The organism is Bradyrhizobium sp. F1.4.3 (genome assembly GCF_040548375.1).
Classification (GTDB): Bacteria; Pseudomonadota; Alphaproteobacteria; order Rhizobiales; family Xanthobacteraceae; genus Bradyrhizobium.
Genome location: NZ_JBEPRN010000037.1, coordinates 1 through 13508, shown reverse-complemented (window position 1 = coordinate 13508; position 13508 = coordinate 1). Strand labels below are relative to the sequence as shown.

The 13508-nt window shown below is 57.2% G+C and carries 9 protein-coding genes; 6 read left to right on the top strand and 3 right to left on the bottom strand.

The genetic code is table 11. From position 1 onward, the window contains the following. From ABIB73_RS37390 to ABIB73_RS37380, 3 genes are all read right to left on the bottom strand, one after another. Nucleotides 1–342: polysaccharide deacetylase family protein (locus ABIB73_RS37390; RefSeq protein ID WP_354232456.1), on the bottom strand; the 342-nt coding region annotated here is incomplete at its 3' end. Beyond that, nucleotides 339–971: a NodA family N-acyltransferase gene (locus ABIB73_RS37385; protein ID WP_085399767.1), complete on the bottom strand. Its 633-nt coding sequence runs from the start codon at nucleotides 969–971 to the stop codon at nucleotides 339–341. The genes ABIB73_RS37385 and ABIB73_RS37390, both read right to left, overlap by 4 nt. After that, nucleotides 968–1492: a response regulator transcription factor gene (locus ABIB73_RS37380; RefSeq protein ID WP_354232454.1), complete on the bottom strand. Its 525-nt coding sequence runs from the start codon at nucleotides 1490–1492 to the stop codon at nucleotides 968–970. Before ABIB73_RS37380 ends, ABIB73_RS37385 begins: the two co-directional genes overlap by 4 nt. A gap of 339 nt (nucleotides 1493–1831) precedes the next feature. Between ABIB73_RS37380 and ABIB73_RS37375 the strand changes: the two genes are divergently transcribed. The 6 genes from ABIB73_RS37375 to ABIB73_RS37350 all read left to right on the top strand — a co-directional run bounded on the left by ABIB73_RS37375 (nucleotide 1832) and on the right by ABIB73_RS37350 (nucleotide 12476). After that, a complete protein-coding gene (locus ABIB73_RS37375; RefSeq protein WP_354232452.1) occupies nucleotides 1832–2776 on the top strand; it encodes a LysR family transcriptional regulator in 945 nt (314 codons plus the stop codon). Between the two features lie 2621 nt (nucleotides 2777–5397). Beyond that, nucleotides 5398–6117 (top strand): MerR family transcriptional regulator, encoded by a 720-nt coding sequence (locus tag ABIB73_RS37370; RefSeq protein ID WP_354232450.1) that lies wholly within the window; start codon nucleotides 5398–5400, stop codon nucleotides 6115–6117. Between the two features lie 642 nt (nucleotides 6118–6759). After that, on the top strand, nucleotides 6760–7872 hold the full coding sequence (locus ABIB73_RS37365; RefSeq protein WP_354232448.1) for a branched-chain amino acid ABC transporter substrate-binding protein: 1113 nt from the start codon (nucleotides 6760–6762) through the stop codon (nucleotides 7870–7872). Between the two features lie 677 nt (nucleotides 7873–8549). Then, nucleotides 8550–9626, top strand: coding sequence for a histidinol-phosphate transaminase (hisC, locus tag ABIB73_RS37360; RefSeq protein ID WP_354232458.1), 1077 nt, complete (start codon nucleotides 8550–8552; stop codon nucleotides 9624–9626). A 217-nt stretch (nucleotides 9627–9843) separates the two neighbouring features. Beyond that, on the top strand, nucleotides 9844–10872 hold the full coding sequence (locus ABIB73_RS37355) for an LLM class flavin-dependent oxidoreductase (protein ID WP_354232446.1): 1029 nt from the start codon (nucleotides 9844–9846) through the stop codon (nucleotides 10870–10872). 944 nt (nucleotides 10873–11816) lie between these two features. After that, nucleotides 11817–12476, top strand: coding sequence for a hypothetical protein (locus ABIB73_RS37350; protein WP_354232444.1), 660 nt, complete (start codon nucleotides 11817–11819; stop codon nucleotides 12474–12476). Nucleotides 12477–13508 lie beyond the last annotated feature (1032 nt).

The following is a 13508-nucleotide window of genomic DNA, read 5'->3' as shown; positions in this document are numbered from 1 at the left end:
CACAGAGGCTTGGGGGCAGGCCATTCCAATGACCTTGTTCGTCGTGAGGATCTCGTATTCCACCTCATCCGGCATGCATTTGGACAATTCTGGGTGCGTCATTGTGTGGTTTGCGATTTCGTGTCCTTCAGCAATGATGCGCTGGATCAGCTCCGGCTGGCCCGCTGTATATGCACCGATCACGCAGAAGGTGGCTGGGGCCCGATGCTGCGCCAGCACGTCCAGGATAGCCGGCGTGCAAAGCGGGTTTGGACCATCATCAAAGGTCAGATAGACGCACTGCTCTCCGCCGGCCTCGGCGTATTCGCTCCGCGCTTCAGTCACGTCGTTCGTTGACGTCACAGTTCTGGCCCGTTCCGTTCAATCATCTCACCAGCCGGCCATTCGCTCATTGGCCTGGCAATCGGCAGAACGAGGCCGACCACGTCCTCCACGCGCGTCGGAGGCACAGTGAGATAGATATCCGGACGAGCGGACCGAACGCGGAGCCCCGGTAGAACAGTTGCCAAGCCCTGTCGCCCGAGCAGTCTGGTAATATGTTTCTGCAGGGCAGATCGGACCGTGCCAAAGCCGAATGGCACGCCAAGATCTCGCAATACGGGATACATCACGCGGATGGAGTGGCTGATTCCGAGCCCCTCGAGATCCGGGCGTACCCCGTACAATCCGAGCTCAGCCACGAGCAGATCGACCTCGCCAACTTTTATGAAGCGGCGCAGTGCGCCGATGTGAATCGCGACGCCACGATCATCGTAGCCAATTGCCCGAATCTCAGGCCTTGCGCCGGCCCAGCTTCGATGACCTTCAAAGGGCTTTGCATTGAATTCCCCGGTCGGACCATAGGTCTTGCGGAAGAAGTCGGACAATTCAATATGGTCAGCAATTTGAAGCTCATTCTCCCAGCACAGCCTCCAACGAACTGGAGGGCGCGCCGAAACACCTCGTGTGGATCCGGGCGCGATCATGTTCATAGAGAGTAATTCCTATTCATTATCTGGCTCCTGACGCAGGCCAGAAGTTCGCTGCGTTCGAAAGGCTTGCTCAAGAACTGGAGTCCAGCTTGCAGGACTCGCCTCACATCGTCTTCGGAGTGGTCTGTGAGCAGAACGGTGGGAATCGCACCTCCGAATGCAACCAGATGATGGAAAAGCTCAAGGCCACTCATCACGCTCGACTGCATGTCCGCGATCAAGCACGACGTGATCAAACGGCGGCCCGATTTCAAGAACTCGTCTGCGCTCTCGAACGGTTCGGGCACGTAACCCGCGGAAAACACAACATCCGTGAGAGCTTCACGCACTGATCGATCTGCAGTCACAATCGAGACCACATCGAGCGTGTGCGCAACTCGCATCAGATTCGCCAAGGACGCCTTCGCTTGCATGTTCCGCACGATTTCACCCCAGCAAGGACGCAATCCAATCGACTGCGACCACAACACATTCGGCACCCGCAACCGGGAGGGTTCGACTGGACGGAAATCTACGGCCAAGTTGAGCCTTCGCTCAATTCTACGGCGGTACACGGCGGATATAGAATGGGTTGGCACAGCCAAACGATGGTTTGCTCGTCGTATACGCCAACGCAAGTTTGCGGATCCGCACCGTCCGAACTCGGCGAGATATGGCTTGCGCAACATGCGCGAACCTGCGACCGCACGGTCCAGACGTCTTGATCGATCCCTTGCGCTGGGCTGAGACGCGCAACGATTTGTAACCATTCTGATTGATCGGACTTCTCGCTAAACCATCGTTTGCTATCCTCATTCGGTACAAATGGTAAAATCGATTGTATCGATAGAACACATTCACACAGTGGATCACTCAGGATCATGCGTTTCAAAGGCCTCGATCTGAATCTCCTCGTCGCGTTCGACGCCCTGGTGACGCAAGGCAACCTCACTGCGGCGGCAAGAAGCATCAACCTCAGTCAACCTGCCATGAGTGCCGCCGTCGCGCGGCTTCGTACCTCCTTTCGAGATGAGCTATTTACGATGAGGGGCCGAAAACTGGTTCCAACGCCGCGGGCTGAAGCGCTCGCAGCCCCGATTCGCGAGGCTCTCGCTCACATTCAGCTCTCCATCATTTCTCCGGACGACTTCAATCCGTCTCAATCGACTCGGCGATTCAAGATCATCCTGTCCGACTTCATGACTGTCGTGTTTTTTCGAAGAATCGTGGACCGCGTCGCGCAGGAAGCTCCAACAATCAATTTCGAGTTGCTGCCACCCGCAGAGGACCCGGATGAACTTCTCCGGCGCGGCGAAGTCGATTTTCTGATGTATCCGGAGATGTTCATGTCGAGTGCGCATCCCAAGGCGGCACTGTTCGAGGACAACTTCGTTTGTGTGGGCTGCCCCATGAACAAGCAGCTAGCACCGCGACTTACGTTCGAGACGTACATGTCAATCGGGCACGTGGAAGCTCGGTTTGGGCGTTTCTTAAGGCCCTCGTTCCACGAATGGCTCTTGCTCGAGCATGGTTTCAAGATACGCACCGAGGTCGCTGTGCAGGGTTTTGGTATGATTCCGCCTATGTTATTGGGCACCAACCGTATCGCGAGCATGCCCTCAAGGCTCGTTAGCCATTTCGCAAACACGATGCCCCTGCGGGTCGTCGAACCTCCGCTGCGACTTCTCACATTCACCGAGGCTGTCCAATGGCCCGCCATTCATAATACTGATCATGCAAGCATTTGGATGCGCAACATATTCTTGCAAGAAGCATCCATGATGGTCTCTCCGTCCGAGACCAGCCAATGTCACAGCTCGTTGTAGGATTGTTCGCGCCGGTTGCGACCTAATCACCGTTAACCAGATTACGCCAGGCTCGAAGCTCCGGTCCTCTGACTAACGTTGGGCATGGTCGAAATTGCCGTTCTTGAGCGCAGTTTGATCGAGTCGCAGGCGCTATTGATCTCGCGCTGGCGTGACGATCTTGTGCGTCAATGATTTTCCGCTGATGCGGACCGGCTGCATCGCACCGGTCCATGTGAGCCGAGCTCAGAGCTCGCGAGATGATCCGGCGAGTCAGGTGAACAATATCCCGCCTCAGCAACAATTCCCTTGAATCGCACGCCGCGTCAGGTTGTAGACCAGCACCTGCGATCAAGCCTGCAAGGTGGACGCTGGTAGCGCACCCGCAGCGCTCTTCGCCTGACGGTGGGCATTCTCCTTACCGTCAACTGCCCCGGCGATCGATGTAATGCCGAAGCACCCCAGTAGCTAGAGGTCTATGTGGCGGGTGACCTACACGGGGCGATGCCCGCTCGTTTGCGTCGAACCAACTTGTTCTGCCGAACGCCAACGCCGTCCACGGTCGCGCCCGCAAGGCCGAACGCGAGATGACGCAAACTCGGGAGAGAGGAACCTTCAAGCGAAAGGTCTTGCGCAAGGCTGGAACGGCGGTTGGGACACGTCATCTCGACCGCGCTTATCTTACCCTTATTGTACTCGATTCGGCATGATCGAGCGCAACCGCAAAGTCGCTGGCCGCAGGCTCAACCTTGATCTACCGGCCATGAGCTCGCGGCATTTGTCCCGCTGCGCGCGTGTTTCGGTGATGAGCGTTTATGATGAGAGGACGGCAACTGTGCCAATGTCCGCGCACGGAACGGAAAGGCTCGCCGCTCCCATTCGCCAAGCCCTGCTCCACCTACAGCTTTTGATCATTTCGGCCGACATGTTCACCCAAGCCAAATCGGATCATGCGTGCGGGGTCCTTCTTTCGGACCTCGCGACAGTCGTGTTCTTTCGAAAGTGCCGTGGCGCGACGCCACCGCCGTCGGTCTCGAGTTGCTGCCCCTCACCGCTGAAGGGCTCCTTCGGCGCGGTAACATGATTTGCCTATCTTACCCGAAGCATCTATGTCCAGCGCGCGCACGCCAAAGCGATACTGCTCGAGGATGGAATTGATTGCTGCCGGACGAGCAAGCCAATACCGCGACAGGAGAACTTCGAGCCTTATGTTCGATAGGATACTTGCGGCGACTTCGCCAGACACTGCCCCCCAGATTCGAGGGGTAGCTTTGGCTTGAGCATGGTCTTAAGATGCGCATTAAGATCCTCGTCCAAGCTATAGCATCATCATCCTTTGCTATTGCGGACCCGTATAGCGCGGCTGCCAGCAAGGCTCGCCAAGCTTTGTGCAAAGACAATGCTGCTACGGATCCTTGCACTTCTAGTGCATTGCATCTGGCGAGGCCGTCCGATGTACTGCGCTCCGCGACACTGATCCGGCACAGGTCTGGATATCCGAGTTATTGCTGTGGGAGCCACGGTACATCGTCGTTTCGCCGGGCGTGGCCACGCTGTGCCGGGGGCACCCGTAGACCGTTTTGAGCGCCTCCACGTCCAGCGGATGCCGGAGTGCTCCTTCGAGACTCGGTTCTCAATCGCGAGCAACGTTTCGCCAGCCGCGCGAGATGCGCTTGCGTTGAGATGCATGCCGGGAATGGTTTTGAGGCCCGCCTTCGCTCATTCTGCCGACGCTTTGCGGCCGCGGACTTGCGCCATTAAGGAGCAGCCATCATATTGTGGCATTCCAAAAACAGATGTAGCCATGCGCGAGCAACGCCTTCGCGCCCACAATGCCATCTCAACTGGACTAGCAGAGTGCTGAAAACGCTGTTAGGCGCCGCGCCGGCGGCCGCGCCACGACGTGGTGGTAGAACTGATCTGCGATGATTGACCAATCAACGCCCGGCTCAACGATAGACATCACAGCAAGGATTGCGATCGAAAGAGGCCCATCAGATCAGATCAGTACTGTGTCTGGGTCCGCCGTTTCGTGAAGCAATCTCGTAAGATCAAGCGGAGCTGCATGCACCTGCGTTCGCTTCTCGCGCCGATCAGACAGCAGATGGCCACCGCTGCGGCAGCATCCAGGAGAAATTGCACAGTTTCAGTTAGCGCAGTCTTGGACAACAGGAAGCACACGCCGTGTTGCACAACGGCATCACGCGCCCCCTCCCTGTCGCATTCTTTCGCGCACGTCGCCGCTCCGTCTCGTTTTTGCCCCACCACGGCCAAACGGCTTCGTCACGTGCGGCGCGAGTGCGACAATGAAAGGAGCCTACTCTTGGATAAGTCGAGTGGAGTCTACGATCCGGAGGATCTCGCGATGTTGGGACACCTTTTTGATCAAGCAATCGCATCTTTACCGACATGCATGCGAACCAGCGAGAACCGAGCGGCGATAGCCAGACTTGTTGTGCAACGCGCAGCGAGGGATGAATTGGCGTCGCTGGCGAACTTGATGCTTGCACTTGTCTCGGCCGCTTGATCAACAGCATGCTCTCAGTCGTTCTGGGGTTCGCAGCAAGAGACGCATCATCTAGATCATTGAAATAACTTGATTCTCACGTGACGTCAGGTTGTAGGCTTGAAAATTGAGGACCATGACAAACGCCACACCACGACGGCGCCGATGGCGCATTGGAGAACTTGCGGAGGCGACCGGCGTAACGGTCCGCACTCTGCATCACTACGAACATACCGGGTTGTTGACGGTCTCGGAACGTACCGATGGCGGTCACCGCATGTACGATCGTGAAAGCCTACAACGCGTCTCTCAGATTCGCGCGCTGCGTGAGCTCGGCTTCTCACTTCCTGAGATCCGCAAAGCAATAGAGGGGCGGACGTCTCTCACGGACCTGTTGCGCAACCATCTGGAACGGATTGAACTTCAAGTCGCGCGGACGACATTATTAAGGGACCGATTGCGCAATATGACGACGCAAGGTGAGACACAAGTCAGTGTCGACGAACTGCCGGCCACGTTAGACGCAATGTCACGGATTGAGAAGCGTACCCCCTCAGCGATCTGCACATGCGCCGCTAACGCTAGCCGCGAAGATCGGTGGCGCAAGATTCGCGACGAGCTACGAAGCTGCATGGATCAGGGCGAGCCTCCATGCAGTGAGCGGGCAAATGCGGTCGCACGTCAGGCCCGTTCGCTGCTGACTGAGATCGCAGGAGTTGATTCGACTGTCTCAATGATACTCAAGGTGCTGACGCGATTGACCGAACCACACAATCTCGCCGGCTGGGATGCGAGCCTCATGCGATACCTCGATCTCGCCCTCGCCGCGCTGGAGGATCAGCTGGGACAGAATTGACGCGGTTGCGCACTGCTTGTCGGAATGTCTCTAAACCCAATGAGTTGATGGTGACCGTTCAATTCTGACTGACAAGATCGTTGGCCTGTAGCTGTTCCTCTCCGACTCTCCATTGTCGGCACTCATTGGGTCTTTCGCTCTGTGGATCTTGGCAAACAACCTCGACGAGCAAGCTTCGAAGTACTTGATTCGCACGTAGCGTCATATTGTACCGTCTAACGCATCGCAGCGACGGGGCGGACAGACCGTCGGCTAAACCGAGGGAGACTCCAATGATCGGCATCAATTTCGGAACTTCCCGGTGAGAGGCCTCGGCGAGAACAAGTCGGTGGATGATCGTCCGGGCCTTTCAAGCGCCTCGTCGGCACACATCTGCCGAGCACAGGAGATCGGCGAGTGTACCGGATACCGGCAGGATGTTCGATATGGGTCCTGTCAACGCCTAGAGGACGCTCTCCTGACCACTCCCGTAACGTCCATCCGTCCATGCCCGCCCGATACTTATGGATGAACCTGGCAACAACTTGAGCCTGTTCGTACCAATCTGAGTTCGATTCAAACATCATTGCGCCGGACTGCTGGTCGCCGCGTCACGCCAACGGCGAAGCAGACCAAGACGTGGCGCGATATCGGGAGCTCCACATGTCGATTCTTCGCGATCATAGTCTTGCAACTGCCGCGCTCCTTTCCTTGATCCTGGGTTCGAGCGCCTGGGCAAAAGATGTTTACATTGCGGTAGCGGGCCCAATGACGGGAAGTACTGCGGCGCTGGGCGCGCAGATACGCGACGGAGCGGCCGCGGCCGTGGATTCGATAGATGCATCGGGTCTGCTGCCTGACACAAAGCTCGTATTGAGGATTGCCGACGACGCATGCGATCCCAAGCAGGCCGTCGCCGTTGCCAATCGCTTGACAACTGACGGGATCAAGCCTGTCGTTGGGCACTTCTGTTCATCTTCGTCGATTCCGGCTTCAGATATATACGCCGAAGCCAAGGTGATTCAGATTTCACCTGGCTCGACGAATCCCCGTCTGATAGAGCGTGGCCTAACCACGCTGTTTCGGATTTGCCGCCGCGATGACCAACAAGGCGAGGTTGCGGCCGACTACATCGTGCGGCACCACCAAGGCGCAAAGCTCGCGGTCCTCGACGACAAGAGTACAGCCGGCAAAGGCATCGCCGATATCGTTGGATCACGGCTTCGTGCAGCTGGCGAGCACACTGTTCGACAAAGCTATGTTGGCGGCGAGAAGGATTACACCGCTCTGGTTTCGAGACTGAAGAGAGAGGGAATCCTGATCGTCTATATCGGCGGCTATTACAACGAGATCGGCCTCATCGTGCGTCAAGCTGCGGAGGCGGGCGCACGCCTGACTGTGGTCGCCAACGATCCGCTGATGACAAGCGACTTTTTGGCCGTTGCCGGCAAGGCCGCAAACGGCACGCTTTTCACCTTTATGCCGGACCCGACGAAGAATGCTACAGGGGCAGCCGCTGTCGGCAGGCTCAAGGCTTCGAGCCTATCTGCCGCGGGTTACACGCTCTACGCTTATGCAGCGGTGCAAGCATGGGCAGAGTCCGTCAAACGGGCCCGCACCTTCGATGCCGCGCGGGTTGCTGCGGCCCTACGCTCGGGCTCAATCGCAACGGCCATTGGCACGGTTCGATTCGACTCCAGGGGAGACAATGCCGCTCCTGGCTTCATCGTTTACCGCTGGCGCGACAATACCGTCGAAGCGGCCGAGCAGAACTGATCGCCCGTCCCGACACCGCACGGAGCGTTCGAATGATGAACCATCCTCGATATAGCGATTGCGCGCTGCTCACGTGCCTCGCAGTCGCCGCAGTCGCAGCATTTCTCACCCTCGCGGCAATGCTATCGCAGCTCTCGTGCGCGCCCGTACGGCCGTCCGAAGAGTACGTTCCCATTCGCCTGGTGCCACTGCAGTGAGCACCACTTTCACATTCGTAAGGCCAACGAACATCGGCACCTTCTTCCAGCTAGTCAAACTGATGCGCGTCTCGCTCTCGGGAGTGAGCTGTCCGAGCCTCTTCAGAAGGAACGCACCATGTGGCAAGATGTCAATCGCGCGCAGTCTGTCTGCCGATTACGCGAGTTCAAGCCAAGCGTTAGCAGCGCTATTCGGCCGAGTGGACGCGGCGTTCCATCCCCTCCCAGAAACAGTATTCGCTGGGATAACGCCGTGCGGCGCCTGATCCGTGCTGATCGCTACCGGACTTTGAGACGGGCTCTGATCCGGTGCGGCGCTTAGATCTAAGCCCGCCTATTGAACACCCAACATTCACATTCATGCACGCCTTGCGCTTCCCGGCTCCGAACATAGCACGCGCCACGTAGGCTCGATGAACGCCGTCAACTGCTCGCGTCGACAAAAGGGAGAACACCAAATTGGATGCCAAACTGCAAGCTATGCTTTCCTCGCTCTCGCCGGTCGCTCGCGAATTGGATGCTCTGCCGTCCGGGCGGCCCACCCCGGACAATGGTTGCGTGAAACTGAACACGAATGAGAACCCATTTCCTTTGCCAGGCATCGTGATGCGAAGCGCAATTGCAGCTCTTGAGTTGCAATACCTCTATCCAGAAGACGACAATGTCAGCTTGAGACAAGCGGCCGCAGCTGCCTATGGCATTGCAACCGATCGCGTGATCGCTGGCAATGGATCGTCCGAACTCCTCAGTCTGATCTACAGAGCCTTTCTTGCCCCCGGCGATGGCATCGCAATGATGTCGCCTGGCTTCTCGTTCAATCGCAAACTTGCCATATTGCAAGGAGCCCGCTTCATTGAAATTCCCTGGTCTGAACCTGATTGCTTGCCGATGGACGAGCTTCTTTTCGGTGCGGCTAAAGATGCCAAATTCGTTCTGCTGGCCAATCCAAACAATCCAACCGGAACCTTTGTTCCGCTCGCGGAGATCGAACGCCTCGTTACACGATCTGACCGATTGATCGTATTGGACGAAGCTTATGTCGATTTCGCACCCGAGGACGGCCTACGCCTTGTTGAGCGCCATTCGAATCTTCTGGTCCTGCGCACGTTTTCCAAGAGTTATTCCGCCGCTGGCATTCGCGTCGGCTTCGGTTTCGGCCATCCCGAGCTAATTGGGCGGCTTCGCAACATCCAGAATGTTTTCAACATGAATGTGGTCGCTCATGCGGTAGGCATGAGCGTCCTTGCGCATCGCGACGCCTACGAGGAGAACCATCACCACGTCAGGCTTGAGCGGCAGCGCGTAGCGGCCGCCCTGTCAGAATTTGGGTTCTCTGTAACACCTTCCCACGCGAATTTCCTCCTCGCCCGTGTGCCGGTAGGCCAGGGTGGCAGATGGTGGCAGGCGGCGTTGGAAGACCAGAAAGTCCTTGTTGCCTTCTTTCCGGATGCCGGCCTGGAAGAGTGCATTCGAGTTAGCATCGGTACAAAGCTCCAGATGGATGCTTTTCTTGCGGCTGTCGGCAGCATTCTTAAGAAAGTGGGATGCCGTGGCTAGTGGCCCCTTCCACTCAAGTCACGGATCCCCGTTCGTGATCGATCCGGACGAACACCTGATGAAGCTTCGCGACGCAACCGGAGTCAGTTTTCATCCAGTCAGCGCATTACGAGCTATTGAGAACGGCTTCGCAGCCTATGCAGCGCATGCCAGCGAGCACCTCCTGCACCCCCGAAACCCTTCGGACTCCGGTCCTCTCTATATAGGAGATAGCTGAGTGAGAAACGTTCTTCCCTCAAACCTGACCTGCGGCATCTTTGATCATCTTGACGAGGACGGCCGCGATATCGCCCGGCAATACGCGGACCGCCTCGCGCTCGCTGAGGCCTACGACCGGCTCGGTTTCTATGCCTATCATCTGGCGGAGCATCATTGCACTCCCCATGGACGGGGTCCGTCGCCGAACTTGTTTCTGTCGAGCGTCATACAACGCACACGGCGACTTCGCGTCGGTCCATTGGTCATGCTGCTCAACCTCTATCACCCGCTGCGTGCATTCGAGGAGATCTGCATGTTGGATCACCTGAGCAGCGGTAGGGTTGAGGTCGGCCTTGGTCGCGGCTCCCTACCGATCGAACTGAGCTATTTTGGGGTTGGAGCCGATGTTGCCTCAAGCCGATACGAGGAAGCTTCCCAAATCTTCGTTAGCGCGATGAATGGCGGCCCGCTCTCATACCAAGGGCAACATTTTGCGCTGAACGACGTTCCTTTGACACTTTCGCCTCACCAGCGTCCTTGTCCACCGACATGGATTGCTACAAATCGGCCAGAGTCCGCCCATTGGGCGGCGGCAAACGGCGCAAATCTCGCGTGCATGGGGCCTTCTTCTGCCGTTCGCAAGGTCACCGATCGCTATCACGCTCATCGAAACGCGGAGCGTGACGCCAGCGGTTCAGCACCATTTCTCGCATTGCTCCGCATGGTCGTAATTGCCAGCTCTGAGGCAGCCGCCCGTTCCCTCGCCGCGCCAGCCTACGAAACATGGCTCAAAAGCTTTAAGTTCCTGTACGAGCTCAATGACATCCCGACTCCACCCAACCTGCCCCTAACCTTAGATGCCGCGATCGACATTGAACTGTGCGTTGTCGGAACGGGCGCTTCGGTGCGCCAAACTCTTCTCGATCATCTGGAAGAGGCAGGGGCCAACTATCTTCTTTGCCAGCTCGCCTTCGGATCTCTGTCACTGGATGCCTGCCTCAACACCGCAACTGCGATTCACTCCGAGCTCATAGCGGCAGAGCGCTGACGGTGACCCCAACAGCGTTTCCAATAAGTTCGCCCTTGACCCGGCAATCAATGGCCACACCGAGGCCAATGATTGCCGCAGCCGAATGCATCCATCAGGCGTCCCTCATGGTTCGATTGGCTTTTAGGCGCATGGTACCCATTCGACTACATCACCGAACAGGTGGCTCAATGGAAATAAATGACCTGCCTCTCATTTTGCGCGGGTTTACACTGCCCGAGCAATGGTTTGCTTGGGCAGGTAAGTTGGCTCACGCTCGTTCCGCTTTGGCGCGCCGGTTCGTCGATCGCATTCTACACGAATCCAAGGTGTGGCTTATCGCCCGAGCGGGCCTGTCGTGACGCGGTCCCGGCAGCGCTCCGCTCAGACCGAAGAGATCGCGCGTAAGCTAGAGATCGTACTGGCGGAATTGGCTTCGCTGCGCATTCTGCTGGCCGCGCACGGCATTGGCACCCCGCGACCTCTCGATGCGGACTACCTCACTGTTCAGCGGTTCGCAGTGATGAACCACATAAGCCCCGAAGCCGCGCTCTCTCGGATCCGCCGCGGCAAGTTACGCGCGGAGAAACGCGGTGGCCGGTGGTGGGTGAAATGCACGGTTTGCACAGCATAGCCGTGCAGGGACGAGGACAGTAAGACAGACGAAGTGAATCAATCCGAGATACGGACTCCGGCACGAGAAATGATTTGTGCGTTTAAGTTAGCATCTCTTCTGAGCTCGACCAGACGGCCGATGGAGACTCAAGAGATCGATCGAGGTCAACGTAGCGCACGCCAACACGCCGTCGCCAGATCGGGAGGCTCGATCTCGATGTACCCATGCAATCACAAAACGCGTGGGCGCCCCGAGCACCGGGTATCGGATGACCACCGTTGCGTGACCGGGATCACTCGGTCAATTCCGCCTGAATAACTGAGCGATCCAGTGAACAAGCGGATAAGCATTGGACGCCTGGCAGGAGAAGTCCAACTCCGATGCCGCTGGCGGTTTGTCGCAAACAGAACCACCCTCCATGTCGGTTTTCGACCACCGCACGCGCCCGGGCTACGGCCTGGAGCACAGGAAAGATAAATGCCTTGTTCGCAAATCGCACGCTTTGCGAGCTTCCCTGAGCAACCTGAGTCTCACACCCCTGGCAGAGAAATTGCACCCCAATCATTCGCCTGTTTCAGGGTCGCCGCGCGCGCCGGTGTCAAACGGGAACAGATCTGATTTCGCTGGGATGGTCGCCAGAATCTGGCTGGAGAAGGAGATGGCAATGATGTCACCAAGACTGATGTCAGTCCTCGGTTCTATGGTAGCAGTCGAGCGTATGTTTTGGAAACTTCGAGAATTGGTCGATGGAGACGGCTCGATCTCACCTGACGTTCGAGTGACGCTTCATGTAATGTTAGATGCAAAGCTTCTTTCCGCAAAAGATAAGATTATGAGCGACGCGCGCGCTGCGATCGACGCGACTCCTGATTTGCCGCAGGCGGTCCGCGACCGAGCATTCAGGTCGCTCGATTTTGCAACGAAAATGCTGATGACCAGCGAACCGCGCCGCACTCAGGATCCTCTTAGCGGAGTCGGTATCTGCAACGCTAATCGCAAGATGCATTGATGCATGCCCCGCTCCACCCATCGCCGGCCGCAACACTTGGCTGTGCACTGTTGATGTTGGCTGAGGCGCTTCGACTGAGCTCCTGAGGGGCTTTGAAGCTGGTGGAATCGAGCGACAGCGACCTCGCTAATTGAGGAATCTAATGTCTGCTGAGGCCGGCACGCTTGTTGGAACGTGCCGAAATGCTGAAGGCTCGGGTTTGGCTCAAGCATCCGGAAGCAGGCTCTCTCTGGCCATCTTTAACGTCCTCTGCGTCGAGCCAATATGCGAGTCCCCTCAGCTCTGTAGCTTAATCATCAAAAAGGGCCGACCACTCGTCGTCATCGGACAGTGGCGAGGGCTCGACTCTGTTCGTGGGAAGCAGTGCTCGAGTTGATTCAACTCAAGCATCATGGTTCGCGTTTTCGCGCTATGGCTGCGATGCTTGGCGATGAGCTTCACCGAACCGAAGGTGGAATGTTGAGCCATTCTTCGGTATGCGCCTCATCAATTGGATCAAGAGGACCGGCACACCCACCCGCGTTAATGAATCCCTCTTGGCCCATCCGCAGCATGGATACCTCCCATCAAAACAATAGATTTTACCAATATTCTCCGAATCCACATAGCTAGCCGCCGGCTATAGCAAGGACGTTCAGGATCAGGCGCGTGACGACGTATTCGCGATTTTCAACGTAATGTGCGGATGACGGGCAAGCGCCAGCACATGATCACCCCTTGCGTCCAGATAGAGGCAAGTCTTGATCTCGCTATCGTCGTACGCGCGAGCTTCTTGCATGGATTAATCCGGCCCCAACATCAGTCATGAGACAGCATGGGCAGCTCGCCTTCAGATCTCTGGCCAGTCTTAGCAGAAGCGGCGCAGCGCAAGCCGATAGCGACGAGGGCGATCTAGCGCCGTTGGGTGCAGCGCTCTTGCAGCCTGATCCCGGATGGATGCGCTTGACGCGCACCGGTCCGACTTCGCGTCGATCGTGAGTGCTTTGCGAATCAACAATGAACTGGAGTGTCTTTGATGCGGGCTCGTGGCCA